Origin of the sequence: Streptomyces sp. NPDC088354 (assembly GCF_044753585.1) — a bacterium.
Taxonomy (GTDB): domain Bacteria; phylum Actinomycetota; class Actinomycetes; order Streptomycetales; family Streptomycetaceae; genus Actinacidiphila.
Genome location: NZ_JBIVNJ010000007.1, coordinates 59,193 through 77,895, shown reverse-complemented (window position 1 = coordinate 77,895; position 18,703 = coordinate 59,193). Strand labels below are relative to the sequence as shown.

The following is an 18,703-nucleotide window of genomic DNA, read 5'->3' as shown; positions in this document are numbered from 1 at the left end:
GCTATAAGTTGAGAGTGGCAAGGAGAGAGCGCTCCTTGCCTTTTCCTTTTCCGTCCCACGGCACTGAACAGCCGCTCGCGAAGCGGGTATCCGGGCGTCCGCGGCCCGGTGAGCTGCGCTGCGGGGTGCGGTGTCCCCCCGACATCCCCTTGCCGCCCCGGCGCGGGCCTGGTGGGATGCCGGGGCTCAGAGGGCGGGAGGGGACGGCTTGGCGGTGTTCGGGTGTGCGCGCTGCGGCGCGGTGCTGACGGCGGCGGTGTCGCGAGTGGCACTGCCGATCCATCTGCGCGACGCCCACTGGGAATCGCTGCACCCTCCGCTCCTGGAGACGGGGACGTACGCCGTCGACCCCGTGCCGTACGGGCCTCCGTGGCGGCCCTGGGAGGAGGCCGGACCGCAGGCGGTCGCGGCGCAAGGGTTCTTCGTGCCGCCGGGCTCCCTGTCCGAGGGACCGTCCGGCACCGTCCTGCTCGCGCCCGGCGACCTGCGCGGCACCGGACTGATCGCGGGCCGGACCGGGGGCTACTGCTTGGGGATCAACGGCGGCGACGGGCCGAACCTCGCCTGCCTGGACTGCGCGGCGCCGGTCGGATCGCGGATCGACGACTGCGGGGCGTGGCAGATGGTCCGGCTCCTCCCGCAGGCCGTGGCGGAGTTGCCCGGGCCGCCGGAGCGGCCCGTCATGGACTGGGCGGAACTGCCCGCCGACGGTGTGCTGCGGCACCGGCTGAGTGCGTACCTGGACATCCCCGCCGGCGCGGCCCTCGCGCATGTGGTGGTGAGCTCCGGAGGCGGGCCCGTCGAGGTGACGCCCGGGCCGATCGCCGAACTCCTCGGCCGGGCCCTCACCACGCTGCTGCCCTCAGGGAAGGATGCGAAGCGGCTGGACCTGGCAGGGCCGGGGCTGGGCCAGACGACCGCCGGACTGGTGCTGGTACCGGTCCATCCGCAGACCGGAGAGGTGTGGCAGCCGGGCGGCGGCGCGGTGGGCGTGCCCGTGGAGGCCGCGCTCTGGGCCGAGTTGGCCTTCCCTGCCCATCGAACGCGGCTGCCGGTGGTCGGCGGCCTGCCCGAGGGCGTGGAGCGGGACGATCCGCTCCCACCGCACCCGAACGGTCCGTTCCGGCCGTCACTCACCGCGTTCCGGCGCACTCTCGCGCGCACGCCCGTCGTCCGGGAACCGTGGCTGCGGGCGATCTACGACCGCGGGTACTGACACGTCGCGGGTACCGCCCGAAGGGTTCGGCGGCTGCCCGCCGGAGCCGCCCCGATCCATGCCCGCACGATCGCCCCGACGTCAGGCAAAGGTTCTTGCCCGCTTCGCATCCATACACCCGGCCCAGCCGACCGGCCGACGCACACCGGGCCCGCGCCCGGGTCCGGCCTGACCGAGTGCCGGGCGGCGCGAACGCGGTCCTGGCGGTGCTCGGGCGTACGCGGGGCAGCGGTACGCCGAGACGGCGTGACGCCGGCCGGGACGACCCGGCCCGCACTGACAACCCGTCACCGACAGCGGCGACGCACGGTGGCAGGCGAGGCGATCACCTGTCGCCCTGGAGGAAATCGTCGACCCGGAGGTCCAACCACACACGGCACGCCCACGTCAGTCCGGCGAGCACGACCGCGGCCGCCCCGCCCGCCAACGCCGTCCGCGCGCGTGCCGCCGCCCGGCGGCGGAGCACACCACTCGCCACCGCACAGACCGCCAGCGTGATCGCCGGCACCCCGAGAAGCATGGACGGCAGCTCCACATACAGCAGGCTCCAGTCCCGGCGGTCCTCGAAACCCCCCTGAAGACCGGGGCGGGCACCCTGCAGCCACACGCCGAGCCCGACACACGCACTGACCGCCGCCACACAACAGCCGACGGCACCGGTGGGTTCACCCCGCTCCCTCATCCCCCTACCGACGCATCCCGCGCGATCGCAGTTCCCGTTCCGCGTCCTCCCCACCGGACGCCCGCCCGCGTCGGCGGTCGCCTCGGCGGTCGCGTCGGCGATCACCCGAAGTTCTCGCTCCCACCGTGAACTTCCGCCTCTCCAGGTGCATCTCAACCGCGACGACAGGACGTGCTCACGGCGCGTCCGCTGCGTCGCGCCGGGCCGATCGGCCCGCTTCCCGACCGGAGAGGACTCATGAACGCGTGAACAGATTCACAGCGCGAGGCCGCATCGCGCGCATGACCGCGAAGATGTCGAGCCGCATAGCCAAGATCTCGGTGGCGGTCGCGGCGGGCGCGGCGCTCACCGCCGCGGCCCTGCACCCCGGTCTCGCCGCCCACCCGGCGTCGTCGGCGTCCCCGGCGCCGACCGCCGCGGCCACGGCGGGCGCCGCGGACACGCCATCGAACGCCCGCGCCGACACCGGTGAGACCGTGGCCGCTCTGCGCAAGGCGGTGAGCAGCGGACGGCTGCTGGACTCGCACGGCGTGCGCTCGGTCTGCCCGCGGTGCCACAGCGAGGTAGTCACGGATCACAAGGGCAGCAGCTCGCCGCTGCGGTCCGCGCTGCCCGCCGGATACGGTCCCGCCGACCTGGACAAGGCGTACCGACTGCCCGGCACATCGACCGGCAAGGGGATCATCGCCGTCGTCAACGCCGGCGTCGACCCCGCGCTGGAGGAGGACTTGGCCGCCTACCGGCGGACATACCACCTGCCGCCCTGCACGACGGCGTCCGGCTGCCTGCGGCTTCTGGACTACACCGGCGGCGCGCAGCCGGCCCCGCGGGACCCGAAGAAGGATCCCCACGGGGCCTTCGTGGAGGAGGAGGTGTCGCTGGAGACCTCGCTCGACCTCGACATGGCCTCCGCGGCCTGCCCGTCCTGCCGGCTGATGGAGATCTCGGTGCCGTGGCAGGACGCCGAGGACGACAACGACGTCTCCACCGGTGACTTCGCGCGGGCGGTCAACACCGCGGTGGCCCACCACGCTTCGGCGGTCAGCATCAGCTACGGGTACTCCGCGGACGTGACGAACACCAGCGGTGGCCTGCTGGCCGCCCTCCGCCACAAGGGGGTGGCGATCACCGCCTCGACCGGGGACTCCGGCTTCAACGGCGGCATCCACCAGTCCTGGCCGTCCGACCTGCCCTCGGTGATCAGCGTCGGCGGGGTCACCCTGCCGGCCACCGGCCCCGCGACCGCCTGGTGGAGCGGTGGCAGCGGGTGCGAGACCCGCTTCCCCGCCGCCCATGGGCAGCCGTCCTCGGTGACCGGGGCGTGCGGCGGGCACCGTGCCGCCGCCGACGTGTCGGCGGACGCCGACGCCGCCACGGGCGTCGCGGTCTACGACACGTACGCGCCCAGCACCGGCGAGCCCTACAACTGGGTGATCGCCGGCGGGACCAGTGCCTCGGCGCCGTACATCGCGGGCCTGTTCGTCCGGGCGGGCCACCTGGCCCCGGTCGACGGACCCCGGACCCTCTACCGTGCCCCGGCCGCCGCCTTCACCGACATCACCGCCGGGAACAACGAGACGTACCACCTGTGCGCCGACTACCCCGGGCTCAGCACGTCGGTCTGCTCCGCGGGCAAGGGCTGGGACGGCCCGACCGGTCTGGGCATGCCGCACGGCCTCGCCGCTTTCTGACACCCCTCTCCCACCCCGAGGAACAACCCATGCGCAGAACAACCCTGATGGCCGCCGGCGTGGCCACGATCGCGGCGGCCGTGCTGGCCACGACCGCCCCCGGCATCGCGAGCGCCAGGGCCACCGGCACGGCGCCACGCCCCTGCCGCACCAGCGACGTCTCCTTCTACTTCGGCGGCTACACCGCGGACCTCAGCCGTCGTGCCTTCGACGTGACGCTGCTGGCGCACGACGGCATCGCCTGCACGCTGAGCGACACCCCCCAGGTGTCGCTGAGCGGGCCCCCCGGTCAGACCGCTGCCATTCCCGTGTACATCCGCGGACGCGGCGGCCGGCTGGTGCTGCGCGCGGACTCCCCGCTGCACGCGAGCGTTCGCTTCAGTGCTCCGGACCTGCCGGAGCACACGCTCCAGGTCACCACCTTCAAGCTGTCGATGCCGGACCACAGCTCGCTCGCCACGAACTTCTACGTTCCCGGGGAGACCGACGTGAGCCTGGGCGGTGTGACGATCACTTCCTGGACGACGGGGATCGGTCTGGGCCAGGGCGAGCAGTTCCTGTGACCGGGCCGCGCGGCCGGTAGGACGCGAGGACGCGTGCCGGGCGCCGGGCCGGCAGACCGGCTCCGGCGCCCGGGCGCCTCGTCGGCCGCCCTCACGCCGCCGTCACTCCTCGGCGGCGGTCGCCACGGGGCGGGTACAGCCGATCTCCGGCGGCTTGGACATGCGCGTGCGGATGTGCAGGACGTCACCGATGAGGAGGTCGTAGACCAGGACCCCGATCACGCCACCGACCAGGGGTCCGACGATGGGGATCCAGAAGTAGCCGTGGAAGGAACCGGCCAGGGTGCCCGGCAGCGCGAGGTCCTGCCAGCCCGCCGCCCAGGCGAACAGGCGGGGGCCGAAATCACGGGCGGGGTTGATGGCGTAGCCGGCGTTCGCGCCGTACGACAGGCCGATGGCGGCGACCGCGAGACCGATCACCACGGGCCCCAGACCGGCCCGCACCGCCGGGTTGCGCAGGTCGATGACCGCCATCAGCAGCATGAGCATGAACGCCGCGCCGACGGTCTGGTCCACGAGCGGGCCCCACACGCCACCGTGGAAGTACTGCGCCGGGAAGGTACCGAAGATCGAGAAGGTGGCCAGGGTGTGCCCGTTCGTCTTCGGCCCCTTCGTCGCCTGGTCCAGGGCCGCGATGGCGTCGTGGTAGACGACGTACACCAGCACCGCCCCCACGAACGCGCCGACCACCTGCGCGACCACGTACGGACGACCTTGCGCCAGGGGAACCGGCGGCGCACCGCGAAGGCGAGCGTGACCGCCGGATTGAGGTGCGCGCCGCTGACGCCGCCGGCCACGTAGATGCCGAAGGTGACGGCCAGCCCCCAGCCCAGCACGGGCATGACCCAGTCCCCGGCGCCGACGAAGCTCATGGTGGCTCCCGCGGTGCGGCCGGAACCCGGCAGCGCGGCGACCGCCATGGCGGCCACACCGCATCCGAAGGAGACGAGCACGAACATCCCCAGGAACTCCGCGAGGCACTCGCCGAGGAGCCCCCCTCGGCGCCTGAGCCGGGAAGGGCTCACCAGGGGCGGGATGTCAACGGCCATCATGGCTCCTCAGGGACGCCCACGTCGCGCCCGACGGGGTCGGTGTCGGGCGGCCGGCTCCTGTCCGCGGCGGCCACCGCGGGGCAACCGGCTACGTCCTGTCGGAGCCGGGGCGGTACTGGAACCGCGTCACCCGGTCGGGCAGGTCCCGTTCGACGTCGCCGCGTTGCTGGAGCCCCGCCTCGAACAGGTGCTTGGCGACGTGTTGCTGGGCCGGCCGGGTCGTCGCGGCCCAGAAGGCGTCCGCCTCGCCCGGCGGGGGACGACCTTCACCCGGATGTCCGCGGCGGTCGGCGCCGGGTAAATCGCTGGCGCGACGGCGAGCGGCGATGGATGATCCGCAGGGCCCGCGGCCGCGGCGGACCCCCTTCGCGCGCCTGAGAGGAAATGGTCATGACCAGCGCCGAATCCCAGTCGTCCGGGTCCCGGCCCGAAGTGCGGGCCGCGGCGGGAAGGCTGCGCGGCAGCCGCGAGGCCGGGACGGCGGTGTTCCGTGGCATTCCTTTCGCCGAGCCCCCGGTGGGCGCGCTGCGCTTCGGCGCGCCGCGGCCGGTGCGGGGCTGGACCGGGGTGCGGGAGGCCGTCTCGTACGGGCCGCCGCCCCCGCAGGGCGGCCACTTCGGCATGGACGCGCAGGCGCGGGACACGGCGGACGGCGACTGGCTGACGGTCAACGTCTGGACGCCCGCGACCGACCCGGCCGCGGGCCTGCCGGTGATGGTGTGGATCCACGGCGGTGCCTACGTCATCGGCGCGTCCGGCCTTCCCGAGTACGACGGGGGCCGGCTCGCGCGGGACGGCGGCGTCGTCGTGGTGACGTTCAACTACCGCGTGGGGATCGAGGGTTTCGCCCGGATCGGGGGTGCTCCTGACAACCGGGGTCTGCTCGATCAGGTCGCCGCTCTCGAGTGGGTGCGCGACAACATCCGGGCCTTCGGCGGGGACCCGGCGCGGGTCACCGTCTTCGGCGAGTCGGCGGGTGGCGGATCGGTGGCCGCGCTGCTGGCGATGGACCGTGCGGCCGGGCTCTTCCACCGGGCCGTCGCCCAGAGTGTGCCCGGCACGTTCTTCGCACCGGAGCTCGCCGCGGACATCGCCGCCGCCTGCGCCGCCGAACTGGGCCTGCGGCCCACGGTGGCAGACCTGTCCACCGTTGCCCCGCACGAGCTGTCCGGCGCCGGTGACACGGTCAGCGCCACGATGGAGCGGTGGGCGCAGCGGTGGGGCCGGCCGGCGCTCAAGGCGATCCCCTTCTCCCCCGTCGTCGACGGCGATGTCCTGGCCGCCACACCGTGGCAGGCGCTGAGGGACGGTGCCGGCCGCGGCGTCGAACTCCTCGTCGGCCACACGCGCGACGAGCAACGGCTGTTCACCGTCGTCGAGGGCCTGCTCGGCGAGGTGGGCGAGGAACAGGCGGCGGAGGCCCTCCATGCCTTCGCACCCGGCCCGGACGGGGCCCGCCGCTATCGTGCGGCCCACCCTGCGGCGGGCCCGGACGAGCTGTACGAACTCGTCCACTCCGACTGGCTGTTCCGCATGCCGTCGCTCCACCTCGCCGAGGCCCAGACCACCGCCGGCGGCCGCGTGCACGTCTACGAGCTGGCCTGGCCCGCCCCCGGCATGGGGGGCGTCTTCGGCGCCTGCCACGGCCTGGACGTCCCCCTCGTCTTCGGCAACCTGGACCGCGGCCGGCCCGCCGTGCTGATCGGTGAAACGCCCTCCCCGGAGGCGGAGGCCCTGTCCACCCGGATGCGCACCGCATGGACCTCGTTCGCCACCCACGGCGACCCCGGCTGGCCCGCGTACGACACCGGCCAGCGCCTCGTCCAGGTCTTCGACACGCGGTCGGCCGTCACCCCGTACCCGGAGGAGGCCTCCCGCCTCATCTGGCACGACCACGCCTTCCCCGCGCTGCCACTGCTCGGCCAGTAGCGGACGGTGACGCGGGCCGTCCCCGGCCGCCTGTGGCTCCCCCCACTTCCCGGGGCGGGGTCACCGACGGCAGACCTGCCGGGTCCTACGGGTACACCGTCGGCCCGGTCGCGCGCCCGGGCCACCCGCCCCGCCGGACGGGCCGGCCGTCACCGCGTGTCGCGGGCCTTCCGGCGACCGCCGGCGGAACGTCGCAGGACATGGGCGCCCCGGAGCAGAACGGCCGCCAGGACGGAGCCGATGACCCAGTGCTTCCACGGACCGGCTTCCAGCACGACCATGCCAAGACCGACATGGCCCGCCACCACCAGCGTCACCACGGCCGCGGCGCCGATCGTCGGACCGCGGCGTGAACGGACCACCGCTCCCTCCAACGGCTCGGGACCGTCGCCGAAGCGATCGGCGGTTCCTGCCGGATGCCAGGTCACGTGCGGGGCACCACCCTTGCTGAGCTTCCGCAGGCGCTCGGCCGCCCAATGCTGGACGCTCTCCAGCCCGTCCCGGTCGCCCGCCTCGGCCCGCAGGTTCAGTACGCCGGGGCCGGCGTGCACGGTGCACCTGCCCGAGCCGACGTCGACGGTCCTGCGGGCACCGGAACCTTCGACGCGGTGAACCCGGGGTGCCGCTCCGCCGCCGTGCAGCACGTGCAGCAGATGCGAAAGCCGGCCGCCCGTCCGGCCGGGGCGCCGGCAGAACCGCGCCAGGAACAGGTGCGGACGGTCGGTCCGGATGCGGGTTTCGGTGATCAGCATGCAGGTCCCTCTCCCGGGGTTCGGTCCCCGGTCTTCGGCGAAGAGGGCGACGAACCGGCTGGGGAGGATCGGCGCTCGTGACAGGGAACCCGCCTCGTGCGGCCGTAGGGATCCCGACTACCGACCGAGCGGCACCCCGAGCTGTGACAGCCGACGCTGACGGCGGCTCAGTGCCGGGGCGGACCGGGGCCCGCCGGGGGTGGTTCCGCCGCGACGGGGGAGACACGGCGGAACCACCACGGCCAGTGTGCGACGTTCCCCACGCCTACCGCGGCTCCGGCGACGAGACCTGCTCCTTGATCATGACCGTCCACATCCCGCCCGGCCCTGTCCCACCGCACCCGACCGACGCGGTCCGCGGAACGGACGACCCGTCCTGATGACGCCCCGCCCCGTGCCGTTTCCCGGCGGATCACGCCCCTGACGGTGCCCTGGCGGGACAGCCTCCGCCCCGGAGGAGGTGCGGGTGCGTGGACGTCATCGACTGGCTGCCGGACAGCGACCCGGCGATCCGCTGGCAGGTGATGCGGGATCTCACCGACACGCCCGCGGAGCAGATCGCGGCCGAACGCGCCCGCGTCGCCGACGAGGGCTGGGGTGCCCGGCTGCTGACCCTCCAGCAACCGCACGGCCAATGGCCCTCCGGCGTCCCCTCGTTCACCTCCGGCGCCGCGGAGACGTGGTGGCACACGCTCGGACCCGCACGGCAGGGCACGCTCTTCCCCGCATGGACCTCCACCACCTGGAGCCTGGTGCTGCTGCGGGCGTTCGGCGTCGAACCGGACAGCGCTGCGGCGCGCCACGCCGTAGGGCTGGTGCACGAGAGCGTCCGGTGGGAGCACGACGGCGAGCCGTTCTTCTCCGGGGAGGTGGAACCGTGCGTCAACGGCCGGACCGTGGCGCTCGGGGCCTACTTCGGCAGGGACGTCAGTCGGGTCGTCGAGCGGCTCCTCGGCGAGCAGACGGCCGACGGCGGGTGGAACTGCGAGCAGGAGAACGGCTCCACCCGGGGGTCGTTCCACACCACGATCGACGTCCTGGAAGGGCTGCTGGAGTACGAGCGGGCGGCAGGACCGGTTCCCGGTGTGGCCGGCGCCCGGCTCCGCGGCCAGGAGTACCTCCTGGAGCGGCGGCTGTTGCGGCGCCTGTCGACCGGTCGGGCCGTCGGCCGGGACCGCAAGACCGGCGGCCCGTCGGCCTGGACGCGGTTCTCCCACCCGGCCTTGTGGCACTACGACGTGCTGCGCGGGCTCGACCATCTGCGCGCGGCCGGTGGCACCCCCGACGACCGGCCGGCCGAGGCGATCGACCTGGTCCGGTGCAAGCGCGACGCGGACGGCCGCTGGCCGCTGGAGAACCCCCACTGCGGCGAGCTGCACTTCCCCCTGGACGACGGCGAGGGCGAGCCGAGCCGGTGGAACACTCTGCGAGCCATGCGCGTGCTCCGGTGGTACGAGCAGGGGCCGACGTAGGGCGGGGCTGACGTGGAGCACGTCCCCTCCGCCGACCACCCCGTCGTGATGGCGCGTCAACTGCCGCGCAATGAAGCACTGTTGGGGGTTCGGGTCAACGTGTCCAGCGGGTGTGTCACACAACGGAACCGGGCTCGGTCAATCGGTATGGTGCGGCGAGCGCCGCGGGCCGCGAGCCCGCGTGCGGCCGCTCCATCCCCCCAACTGACGACGGAGAGAACCGGATGCGCTTCACCATAGCGAGCACCACGCTCGCGAGCACCGCCGTGATCACCACCCTGGCCGGCTCGCCGGCCGTCGCCGCGACGCCGTCCCTTCCCGCCCCCGACATCGCGGGCGTGCTCGCGGTACAGAAGCAGGCCATGGCGAACGGCGCCCCCGGCGCGCTCACCCGCATCGACTCCGGCAACACGACGTACCGGATCTCCAGAGGACAGGCGGACACCGTCGCCCGCACGGCGATGGACGCCGACCGCCGCTTCCGCGTCGGCAGCGTCACCAAGTCCTTCACCACAGTGGTGCTCATGCAGTTGGTCGCCGAGGGACGCATCGACCTCGACGCATCCGCGAACACGTACCTGCCCGAGCCCCTGCCGGACGACCGCATCACCGTGCGCCACCTGCTCAGTCACCGCAGCGGTCTGTGGGACTACACCAACGACATGTTCTACTACACCGTTCCGGGCTTCGAAGCGGTCCGGAACAAGGTGTTCGGCTACCAGGAGCTGATCGACCTATCGACGGCCCACGAGCCGACCAACGAGCCGGGCGCGGCCTACAGTTACTCCAACACGAATTTCGTGGTGCTGGGCGAGATGATCGAGCACGTCACCGGCGTGCCGATGGCCACGCAGTACCAGGAGCGGATCTTCGAGCCGCTGGGTCTGACGCACACCTCCTACGTCCACCCGCAGACCGCGATCTCCGGCTCCTCCGCCCGTGGTTACCTGCGTCCTGACGACACCACGCTGCCGCTGGTGGACTCCACCGAGCAGACCGTCTCGTGGGCGCAGTCGGCCGGCGCGGTCATCTCCGACGCGGCCGACCTGAACCGCTTCTTCTCCGCGCTCGTCACCGGGCGGCTCGTCCCCCAGGCGCAGCTGCAGCAGATGATGACGATGGTCCCGGTCACCGCGGACGGCACGCAGTTCTACGGACTGGGGCTGCGGGCCAGGAAACTCTCGTGCGGCGTGACGGTGTACGGCCACACGGGCACGGTCCAGGGCTTCTACACCTACGCGTTCACCACCGCCGACGGCAAGCGCAGCATGACGTCCATGGCGAACACCTCCAACAACGGAACGGTCAACACCGTCCTCGGCGGCACGTTGGAGGCCGCCTTCTGCGGCACCGGCGGGGCCAAGGCCTCCTTGGCCAAGTCCACCGAGGGCGAGACCTTCACCGAGGACATCGCTCCCCAGGTCGCGCGCCCCAGCCAGTAGCCCCGTCCCGGTCGACCGGGACCGCCGCCGCGCACCTCCGCCACCCCGGCGGGGTGCGCGGCGGTGGCGCGCCGGGCCACCGAGCAAGAAAAACGAATGTTCGTCTTGACGATTCCGGCCCCATGGCGAAGGATGGGCCCCGCCCAACAGAACGGTTGTTCCCGGAAAGAAGGAGGCGGCATGAGCACCGTGCAGACCCCGGCGACGACCGCCCCCCGCATACCCACCGGGCGCACGCACGGTGCCCCGACGGTGGGCGGAGTTGCTGCTGGTGCCCGTGGTGTACGGGAGGCACGAGAGCACCCGCGGGCTGCAGCGGCGCCCGAACGCCGCGGCGGACCGCCACTGCCGGGTCGTCCGGGGCGGGGAAGGCGCACTCGTCACTCCGGTGCCCCTGCCGGCGGACCCGCACCCGGACCGCCCGCACCGACCCGTGACCCCGGCCCGTCCGTGCCCGCCGCCCGCGACAGTGCCGACCCCACCAGGGCAGACCGTCCGAGCCCCCACCCCGAGCTTCCCCCCAGGTAGTCCACGATGATCCACTCCCCCCAGCCCCCGCGTCCGGACGACGGAGACCACGCGAGCGCCGGCCGCAGGTCGATCGGCGGCGACGGCCGCAGCGGCAGCGACCGGTCCGGCAACTGGCTGCGCAGCCGTCGTCGCGGTCGGGTCTCGTCACTTCTGCCGCTGCACCTCGGAGAGGCCTTCCTCATCGGTCACGGCGGCAAGAGGCCCACGGGAGCCCTGGTGCGTTTCCGGTTCCCGGACGTCGCCGAAGCGCGCCGTCCCCGACGCCCCTGGCGGCGCCGGACGGACGTCGGGCGTCAACTCGCCGGATCCGGTGGGGAACTGCGACTGGTCGGCGGCCGCACCTCTGACGACACCACCACCCAGGCCCTCATCGCCATGCTCACGCTGAACGGCATCACGGACGTCGCACCGCTGCTGCGCCTCAGCATCGCCGAGCCGCTCCCGTACACCGCCGGCAGGGCACGGGGCCGAGCCGCGGCCGTCGGCCTCGACGTGCACTTCCTCGCGGGCTTGTGGGGTCTGGCGGTTCCGCCGCACACCCGGTGCCGGGTCCACCTGGAAGGCCCCGCCCGCCTCCTGCCCGACTGGCCGGTGCCGCGATGAGCGGCTCGACCGCGACCGGGCCCCATGGCGACCTTCCGGACATGGACGCGAGCGCCGACGCGGACGCGGGAGGACGGACGGAACAGACGCACCCGAGCGGTGGGTTCCCGGGCATGCCGCGACCGCGCCGCCGCACGGTGCTGACCGCGGGGGCGGTCGTGGTCGTGCTGGGCGCCGAATTGGTGGTGGTCGTGCCCCACGCGGGCCGGGCGGCAGGGGAATTGAGCCATGCCCGCTTCGCCTGGCTCCTGCCGGCCCTCGCCTGCGAGATGGTGTCGATGATGATGTTCGCCCGCCTCCAACGCCATGCGCTCGGCGTCGACGGACTGCGCGTCGGGCTCGGATCCTCGGTCGCCATGGTGTTCGCCGGCAACGCGGTCGGCGCGACCCTGCCCGGCGGATCCCTGGCCGCGATCACCTATCGGGCCTACCGCATGCGTTCCTGGGGCGCCAGTGTCTCGCAGATCGGTTTCGCCCATGCCGCCACGGGCGTGCTGGGCACGATCGCGCTCGTCCTGCTCGCCGGTGTCGCCCACCTGCTGGCGGGCGACAGCTCGCGGATCCTCCCGGCCGCCCTCAGGATCGCGGCCCTCTGCGCCCTCACCAGCGGCGCACTCGCGTTGTTCCGCCGGCCCGCCGTGCTGCGACGGCCGGTGCACGCGCTGTTCCGCCTGGTGCACCGACTGCGCCGCGGCGCCGTGGGGCGGACATCCGCCGACGGCGTGCTCACCCAACTGGCCGCCATGCGCACGTCGCCCCGCTTCTGGGGGTACGGGCTCGGTTTCGCCCTGTCCAACTGGGGCGCCGATTTCGCCTGCCTGCTCGCCGTGTGCCACGCGGTCGGAGCGCGGCCCACCTCCAGCACGGCGCTGTTCGCCTACGTCGCCGCGATGACCGCCGCGTCGGCCATGCCGCTGCTGCCCGCCGGGATCGGCACCGTCGACGCGGCCCTGGTCCTCACCCTGCACCACGGCGGAGTGCCCACGGGCGCCGCCACCGCGGCCGATCTGCTCTACCGGACGATCACCCCCGGGCTGGTCGCCGTCGCCGGCTGGATCCTGCTGATACGGCAGCGCAGACGGCCGGCCCGCCCCGAGCAGCCGTACGACCCCGGCAGCGGGCCCCGCGCCGATCCGGCGGGTTCGCCCGCACCCGGGACCATCGGCACCGCATGACCGGTACGACCGGCTCGAAGACCTAGCCGGACAGGGCCGCCCTCGACGACGCGGCGGCGGCCCCGCCGCGGGGGTCCGCACCCGGCCCCAGCAAAACGAATATTCGTCTTTATCTACCACTTCCAGGACTGGAGCAGCAGAAAAATGATCGCTCGTCTTTCAAGAGGCCCGGCGCCGGCGAAGGATTCGGCGGGCCTCCGCTCATGGCACCGGACCGTCCTCGTGACAGTGGCGCTGCCGCTGGTGATCTCGCTGGCGGTGATGGCGTACGCCTGGCCCGCCTCGCGCATCGCGCCACGCGATCTGCCCATCGGGGTGGTGGGGACGAGCACCGCCAGCCAGAAGGCGGTCGAGGGCCTCGCACACAGCAAACCGGGCGGATTCGACTTCCACCTGTACCCGGACCAGGCGTCGGCCAGCTCGGCGATCAAGAGCCGGGAGGTCTACGGCGCCTTTGTCGTCACCCCCGGCAGGGTGAAGGTGATGGAGGCCACCGCTGCCAGCACGTCCGTGGCCCAGTTGCTGACCACAGCCGGTCGGCAACTCGCCGCCCACGCACCGAAGTCGCCCGTGCGGCACACCACGTCGTCGGACGGTCGGCCGCCCCGGTCCGGCGCCTCGAAGTCCGTTCGCAAGACGGCCCCCAGGGTCGAGGTCGTCGACATCGTCCCGATCGCGGCGAGTGACCCCCGAGGAGTCGTCTTCAGTTCCGCGCTGCTCCCCCTCACCATGTGCGGCATCGCCATCGCGGCGCTGATCGCGCTGTCCGGTGGCCGGATACCGGTGTGGCGCCGGCTGATCGACCTGGTCGCCGCGTGCGCCGTGACAGGTTTCACCGCATACCTGATCGCCCAGGGACTCCTGGGTGCCCTGCCGCACCAGCACGTGGCCACCTGGGCGGCGCTGTCCCTCACCATGCTGGCCATCAGCTCGACCGCCGTCGGCCTGATCACCCGCATCGGCTCCCCGGGGCTGGGGCTCAGCGCCGTCCTCATGGTCTTCGTCGGCAACCCGTTCTCCGGCAGTACGTCCGCACCCGAACTGCTGCCCAAGGCCGTGGCCGACATCGGGCAGTGGCTGCCGCCGGGCGCCGGCGCGAATCTGCTGCGCGGCACGGCGTACTTCGACGGCAACGGATCCGCGGGCCCCGTCGCCGTGCTCGTCGTGTGGAGCGTGCTGGGCCTGGCGAGCGTCGCCCTCGGCCGCCGGAACCCCGCCGCCGGGAACGGCGCATCCGCGGAGGACCTTCCGCGGTCCGGGGCCGCGAGCGCGCCCTCCCTCGCCGTCAGCGGGGCCGCGACGGCGTTGTCGCCGGCACCGGTGGACCACCCTCACGCGCACGCCCGGCACGCGGCCCACGAATGAGGCAGCCGCTCGTCCTCGCGTTCGGGTGCGAGGCCGCGGCAGCCAGTCACCGTAGCGAACAACAAGGAAGACAACCATGCCCTGCAAGTCCGTGGACTGCGCCGACGAACTCCGGGAAGCAGAGGCGGCGTTCCATGACGCCCGCAGGCTCACGTTCAAGGTCGCCTACCGGATGCTCAGCAGTGCCAGCGAGGCCGAGGACGTCCTCCAGGAGGCCTGGATCCGCTGGCAGGCCTGCGACCGCTCCCAGGTGCGGAACCCGCAGGCCTTCCTGACCACGATGGTCACCAGGCTCGCGGCCAACGTGCTGCAGTCCGCGAGGGTCCGACGGGAGAACTACGTCGGCAGCCCGCTGCCGGAACCGGTCGACAGCCAGGGCGACCCCGCGCTGCGCACCGAGAACGGGGAAGCGCTGGAGGTCGCCGTGCGGATGCTGATGGAACGACTCACGCCCGCCGAACGGGTGGCGTACGTCCTGCGCATGGCGTTCGACTACCCGTACCCGCAGATCGCCGGCATCCTCGGCCAGTCCCAGGCCAACGCCCGTCAACTGGTCAGCCGCGCCCGCAGGCATCTGGCCGCCGAGAAGCGTGCCCGTGTCCCGGCGGCCGACCACCAACGATTCCTGGGGGCATTCCTGACGGCGGCCCGGGCCGGGAACGTGGCCGTGCTGGAGAAGCTGTTCGAGGAAGAGGTCGTGCTGCGGAGGAGCGCGTGACAGCCCGCCGTCAGGCGTTCGCCGCACGCTCGGCGACCGTGCCGTGACGTGACGTCGCTTCCGTGGACGGCTGCCGTACCCCGGCACCCCTCCCGCGGAGGACAGGACGTGCGAACATCCCGCGCCCTGCCGGGTGGTGTCAAGACGCCGCCGTGTCCGGCCACAGTGCGCGCAGGGCGTCGGGAACGCCCTCCAGCGACTCGGTGTCGCCCATGGCCAACTGGAGGATGTAGCCGGGCAGGGTGCACATCAGCGTGGCCGCGATGGCCTCGGCGGACACCGTGCGCGTGAGGCGGCCGTTGCGCTGGTGCTCCCTGATCACGTCCGTGAGAGCGGAGCGCATCTGCTTCATCAGGTCGGCGAACTGCTCGGCCAGCAGGGGGTTCCGAAGTGACTCCGACCAGGCCAGCACCGACAGGCCGGCGATGTTCTGATCGGCGGTCTTGACCCTCACGATGTCGATGACATCGGCCATGAGGTCGCCGATCGAGCTGCTGGGCCGGTCCTTGGCGACACTGTGGGCCATCGCGAGGACGTCCCGCATGTTCTCCTCGACGATCGCCGTGATCATCTCGTTCTTGCTGGCGAAATGCCGGTACACCGCGCCGGCCGACAGGCCCGACTCCGCGAACAGGTCCTGCATGGACGTCGAGTGGAAGCCGTCGCGCAGGAAGCAGCGGCGCGCCGCGTCCAGGATCTGCTCGCGGCGAGCCTCCATGTACTCCTGCGTGACCTTGGGCATGGGACCCGTCCTCTGCGCAAAAAACGAACCTTCATGTTAACTTAGCACGCCGGTGGCGCGGGGGGCTGTTCTCCGGCACGCGATATCCGCTGCTCAGCGGCCCGGCGCCACGGCCGGTCCGGCCCACCCCCCGCGACTCCCAGGACGCGCCTCGCGCACGAGACAACCGCGGCGCCTTGTCACACGACGGACGCCGTCACGGTCGACAAGATGAGAGCCGATGGAGGTGGGCAGTTGTGGACGTCTACGAGGCGGTCGCGAGTCGACGGGCAGTGCGCGCATTCACCGATCGGCACGTCCCCGGCGAGGTGTTCGAGCGCGTGCTGTCCAGAGCGGCGCGGGCGCCGTCCGCGTCGAACCTCCAGCCCTGGCACGTCTACGTCGTGACGGGCGGGCCTCTGGCCCGGCTCAAGCGGCTTGCCGGTGCACGGGTGGCCTCGGGTGACGCCTGGGACGAACCGGAGTACGAGCAGTACCCGCCGGAGCTGAAGTCCCCGTACCGCGAGCGCAGGGCCGCCTTCGGCGAGCAGCGCTACGGCGCGCTCGGCATCCCCCGCGGAGACCTGGAGGCCCGCCAGAGGGCCGCGGCCGGCAACTGGGACTGCTTCGGCGCCCCCGCCGCCCTGTTCTGCTACCTCGACCGCGCCATGGGCCCGGCGCAGTGGTCCGACGTCGGCATGTATCTGCAGACCGTCATGCTGCTGCTCCGCGCCGAAGGGCTGGACAGCTGCCCGCAGATGGCGTGGGCGAAGTACCGCAGAACCGTCGCGGAGGTCCTGTCGCCGCCGGACGAACTGATGCTCTTCTGCGGCATGTCGATCGGGTTCGAGGACGTTGCGGTGCCCTCCCCCCGTACGGACCGGGCGCCACTCTGCGAGACGGTCACGCTCGTCGGGGACGAGCGGGCCGCCGCCGCCCCGCCCCCTCGTCATGGGTGCGCGGCCGGCGCCGGACCCGCGCGGGCTCCCTTTCCCCGGCCCCGGCACGTGTTCGCGCGCGCCGTCGCGGCCCCGAGGCTGCTGTGGTCTCTCATCACGGGCCGGCGGACCCTCCGGACGGGATCGTTCTGAGCGAGAGCGGCCGCGGTCTGTTCCCGGTCGCCGAACCGTCCCGCAGAGGGCGCTACCGTCTCCTGCCGGAGGGGAAGGCCGTCCGGTCCGAACAGGGCCCGCCCTCATTCTGCCCCCGTACTGGGCGGCGCTGGCCATGAGCCTGGTCATCTCCTGGTTCGTGGTGCCGGCTTCGCACGTCGGACCACCAACCGGCGCGTCACTTCTGGTCTACGGCCTCGTCGCACAGGACGTGCTCACCGCACCCACGCCGAACGGCGCCTTCTGGTCGATCGGCGTGGAGGCCGAGCTCTACCTCCTCTTTCCCCTTCTCCTCCTCGTCCGGCGGCGGTTCGGCGCGCCGGCCCTGGCCGCGTGCGTGACGCTTCCGGTGGTCGCCCGCGGGCTCATGGCGGCCGACGCGTCCCCGGTGGAGGGCGCCAACGGGCTCGCCCCGCATCTCGCTCCCGTGTTCGTCGCCGGCATGATCGGCGCGGGAATCGTCGCCGCGCCGGACAGGGTCCGGCGTCTGCCGTGGGGATGGTTCGCCGTCCTGGCAGCCGTGCCCGTCCTGGCGCTCGGTGTCGCCCAGGGGTCCGTCTGGACGGTGAACCACTACTTCTGGGTGGACCTCGCCGTCGCTCCCGCCATGGCGATGCTGCTCGCCGCGGTCGCCACGGGCCGACCGGCCCTGCTCGTACGGCTCCCGACGCCCCGGCCGGTCCGGGAACTCGGGGGCTTCTCCTACAGCCTCTACCTGATCCATCTGCCGCTCGTCATGGCCGTGATCCGCCGGGTGGCACCGCACTTCGTCTCCCCCGGCCTGCCCACGTTCTGGTTCACGCTCCTGGTGGCCCTGCCGGCTTCGGTACTCGGGGCGTGGCTGTTCTCGCGGATCTTCGAGTCGCCCTTCAAGCGGAACAGATCCTGGACGTCCCTGATCGCACCGGTCCGCGCCCGCTGGACCGTGGGGCGTACGCCGGTCCGCTGACGGCTACGGACGCCGCGCCACGAAGACGAACTCCCTCCCCGGACGGTCAGGCGCGTCACGCACGTCCTCCGTCACGAAGCCGCACGTGGCGAGTTCCCGCTCGACCTCGTCCCGCTCCCGGAAACGCAGCGTGGAATCCGACGTCAGCACCTGGCCGTCCGCGGCGAAGACGTACGTCCACCGGAAGGTCACCAGCGGCCGGCTCACGTCGATCAGCTCGACCCAGCTCTCGACGGCGCCCACGCCGGGGACCTCCGTCACGCGGTGGGAACTCTCGCGGTTCCACTCGTCCCAGGCGCGCCGCGCCGGATCGCGCGTCTCGAAGGCCAGACGCCCTCCCGGCCGCAGTGCCTCGTGGGCTTTGCGCAGGGTCTGCCGCCATGCCGCTGGATCGACGACGGCCTGCGCGACGTTCGCCGTCATCGTGGCGAGGTCGACCCGCAGCGGCGGGAGTGCCGTGGCGTCACCGTGGATCCAGCGCACCCGGTCACCGCCCGGTTTCCCCCGGGCGACGTCGAGGGACGCCCGGGCGGGGTCGACGCCGACGACCTCGATCCCGCGATCAGCCAGTTGGAGGGCGAACACCCCCGTCCCGCAACCGATGTCCAGCACGCGGCGCGCCCCGAACTCCTCCACCAGCCGGACGTACGCGTCAAGATCGCTGCGGTCGGGGTCGAGCGGGTCGTAGACCGCGGCGAGCCGTGGATGCCCGAAACACTCGTCAGTCATG

Annotated in this window: 15 protein-coding genes and 2 pseudogenes; 12 read left to right on the top strand and 5 right to left on the bottom strand. The window is 72.8% G+C overall.

The annotated features are described in order from the left end of the window. Positions 1 to 265: 265 nt before the first annotated feature. On the top strand, positions 266 to 1,216 hold the full coding sequence (locus tag ACIP98_RS13610; RefSeq protein WP_319657746.1) for a hypothetical protein: 951 nt from the start codon (positions 266 to 268) through the stop codon (positions 1,214 to 1,216). Between the two features lie 325 nt (positions 1,217 to 1,541). Here the strand turns inward: ACIP98_RS13610 and ACIP98_RS13605 are convergent, their stop codons facing one another. Continuing rightward, positions 1,542 to 2,003, bottom strand: a complete 462-nt coding sequence (locus ACIP98_RS13605; RefSeq protein ID WP_319657747.1) for a hypothetical protein — start codon at positions 2,001 to 2,003, stop codon at positions 1,542 to 1,544. Between the two features lie 140 nt (positions 2,004 to 2,143). Between ACIP98_RS13605 and ACIP98_RS13600 the strand changes: the two genes are divergently transcribed. Both ACIP98_RS13600 and ACIP98_RS13595 read left to right on the top strand, forming a co-directional pair. Beyond that, positions 2,144 to 3,589, top strand: a complete 1,446-nt coding sequence (locus tag ACIP98_RS13600; protein ID WP_401975742.1) for a hypothetical protein — start codon at positions 2,144 to 2,146, stop codon at positions 3,587 to 3,589. Between the two features lie 29 nt (positions 3,590 to 3,618). Further along, positions 3,619 to 4,152 (top strand): DUF4232 domain-containing protein, encoded by a 534-nt coding sequence (locus ACIP98_RS13595; protein WP_319657749.1) that lies wholly within the window; start codon positions 3,619 to 3,621, stop codon positions 4,150 to 4,152. A gap of 102 nt (positions 4,153 to 4,254) precedes the next feature. Here the strand turns inward: ACIP98_RS13595 and ACIP98_RS13590 are convergent. After that, positions 4,255 to 5,111 (bottom strand): annotated as a pseudogene (locus tag ACIP98_RS13590) (MIP/aquaporin family protein). 483 nt (positions 5,112 to 5,594) lie between these two features. Between ACIP98_RS13590 and ACIP98_RS13585 the strand changes: the two are divergent. After that, positions 5,595 to 7,133, top strand: a complete 1,539-nt coding sequence (locus ACIP98_RS13585; RefSeq protein WP_401975740.1) for a carboxylesterase/lipase family protein — start codon at positions 5,595 to 5,597, stop codon at positions 7,131 to 7,133. A gap of 149 nt (positions 7,134 to 7,282) precedes the next feature. Here the strand turns inward: ACIP98_RS13585 and ACIP98_RS13580 are convergent, their stop codons facing one another. Beyond that, on the bottom strand, positions 7,283 to 7,885 hold the full coding sequence (locus ACIP98_RS13580; protein WP_401975738.1) for a hypothetical protein: 603 nt from the start codon (positions 7,883 to 7,885) through the stop codon (positions 7,283 to 7,285). A 470-nt stretch (positions 7,886 to 8,355) separates the two neighbouring features. Here ACIP98_RS13580 and ACIP98_RS13575 point away from each other — a divergent pair, with 470 nt between their 5' ends. The 6 genes from ACIP98_RS13575 to ACIP98_RS13550 all read left to right on the top strand — a co-directional run bounded on the left by ACIP98_RS13575 (position 8,356) and on the right by ACIP98_RS13550 (position 15,191). Further along, positions 8,356 to 9,357 (top strand): hypothetical protein, encoded by a 1,002-nt coding sequence (locus ACIP98_RS13575; protein WP_401975735.1) that lies wholly within the window; start codon positions 8,356 to 8,358, stop codon positions 9,355 to 9,357. A 224-nt stretch (positions 9,358 to 9,581) separates the two neighbouring features. Next, positions 9,582 to 10,799, top strand: a complete 1,218-nt coding sequence (locus tag ACIP98_RS13570; protein WP_319657756.1) for a serine hydrolase domain-containing protein — start codon at positions 9,582 to 9,584, stop codon at positions 10,797 to 10,799. Between the two features lie 534 nt (positions 10,800 to 11,333). Next, on the top strand, positions 11,334 to 11,933 hold the full coding sequence (locus tag ACIP98_RS13565) for a hypothetical protein (RefSeq protein WP_401975732.1): 600 nt from the start codon (positions 11,334 to 11,336) through the stop codon (positions 11,931 to 11,933). Positions 11,934 to 11,974: 41 nt separating this feature from the next. Further along, the gene (locus tag ACIP98_RS13560; protein ID WP_401975729.1) at positions 11,975 to 13,108 is read left to right on the top strand and encodes a YbhN family protein; all 1,134 of its coding nucleotides are present in this window, start codon (positions 11,975 to 11,977) and stop codon (positions 13,106 to 13,108) included. Positions 13,109 to 13,330: 222 nt separating this feature from the next. Next, positions 13,331 to 14,473 carry an ABC transporter permease gene (locus ACIP98_RS13555; RefSeq protein ID WP_401975727.1) on the top strand — a complete coding sequence of 381 codons (1,143 nt, stop codon included), beginning with the start codon at positions 13,331 to 13,333 and terminating at the stop codon, positions 14,471 to 14,473. A gap of 76 nt (positions 14,474 to 14,549) precedes the next feature. Further along, positions 14,550 to 15,191 (top strand): sigma-70 family RNA polymerase sigma factor, encoded by a 642-nt coding sequence (locus ACIP98_RS13550; RefSeq protein ID WP_401975724.1) that lies wholly within the window; start codon positions 14,550 to 14,552, stop codon positions 15,189 to 15,191. A gap of 139 nt (positions 15,192 to 15,330) precedes the next feature. Here the strand turns inward: ACIP98_RS13550 and ACIP98_RS13545 are convergent, their stop codons facing one another. Beyond that, a complete protein-coding gene (locus tag ACIP98_RS13545) occupies positions 15,331 to 15,933 on the bottom strand; it encodes a TetR/AcrR family transcriptional regulator (protein WP_401975722.1) in 603 nt (200 codons plus the stop codon). 236 nt (positions 15,934 to 16,169) lie between these two features. Here ACIP98_RS13545 and ACIP98_RS13540 point away from each other — a divergent pair. Both ACIP98_RS13540 and ACIP98_RS13535 read left to right on the top strand, forming a co-directional pair. Continuing rightward, positions 16,170 to 16,826: pseudogene (locus ACIP98_RS13540) on the top strand (nitroreductase); the annotation flags it as partial. A gap of 37 nt (positions 16,827 to 16,863) precedes the next feature. After that, a complete protein-coding gene (locus ACIP98_RS13535; RefSeq protein WP_401975719.1) occupies positions 16,864 to 17,973 on the top strand; it encodes an acyltransferase family protein in 1,110 nt (369 codons plus the stop codon). Positions 17,974 to 17,976: 3 nt separating this feature from the next. On the opposite strand, the gene ACIP98_RS13530 is transcribed toward ACIP98_RS13535, so the two are convergent. Next, positions 17,977 to 18,702: a class I SAM-dependent methyltransferase gene (locus ACIP98_RS13530; RefSeq protein WP_401975716.1), complete on the bottom strand. Its 726-nt coding sequence runs from the start codon at positions 18,700 to 18,702 to the stop codon at positions 17,977 to 17,979. Between the last annotated feature and the right edge of the window lies 1 nt (position 18,703).

What these genes read in the sequence shown, in the direction of transcription:
- ACIP98_RS13545 (WP_401975722.1), bottom strand. Translation starts at nt 15,933, where the DNA reads ATGCCCAAGGTCACGCAGGAGTACATGGAGGCTCGCCGCGAGCAGATC.
- ACIP98_RS13595 (WP_319657749.1), top strand. Translation starts at nt 3,619, where the DNA reads ATGCGCAGAACAACCCTGATGGCCGCCGGCGTGGCCACGATCGCGGCG.
- ACIP98_RS13565 (WP_401975732.1), top strand. Translation starts at nt 11,334, where the DNA reads ATGATCCACTCCCCCCAGCCCCCGCGTCCGGACGACGGAGACCACGCG.
- ACIP98_RS13560 (WP_401975729.1), top strand. Translation starts at nt 11,975, where the DNA reads ATGGACGCGAGCGCCGACGCGGACGCGGGAGGACGGACGGAACAGACG.
- ACIP98_RS13535 (WP_401975719.1), top strand. Translation starts at nt 16,864, where the DNA reads ATGGGTGCGCGGCCGGCGCCGGACCCGCGCGGGCTCCCTTTCCCCGGC.
- ACIP98_RS13585 (WP_401975740.1), top strand. Translation starts at nt 5,595, where the DNA reads ATGACCAGCGCCGAATCCCAGTCGTCCGGGTCCCGGCCCGAAGTGCGG.
- ACIP98_RS13530 (WP_401975716.1), bottom strand. Translation starts at nt 18,702, where the DNA reads ATGACTGACGAGTGTTTCGGGCATCCACGGCTCGCCGCGGTCTACGAC.
- ACIP98_RS13570 (WP_319657756.1), top strand. Translation starts at nt 9,582, where the DNA reads ATGCGCTTCACCATAGCGAGCACCACGCTCGCGAGCACCGCCGTGATC.
- ACIP98_RS13550 (WP_401975724.1), top strand. Translation starts at nt 14,550, where the DNA reads ATGCCCTGCAAGTCCGTGGACTGCGCCGACGAACTCCGGGAAGCAGAG.
- ACIP98_RS13580 (WP_401975738.1), bottom strand. Translation starts at nt 7,885, where the DNA reads ATGCTGATCACCGAAACCCGCATCCGGACCGACCGTCCGCACCTGTTC.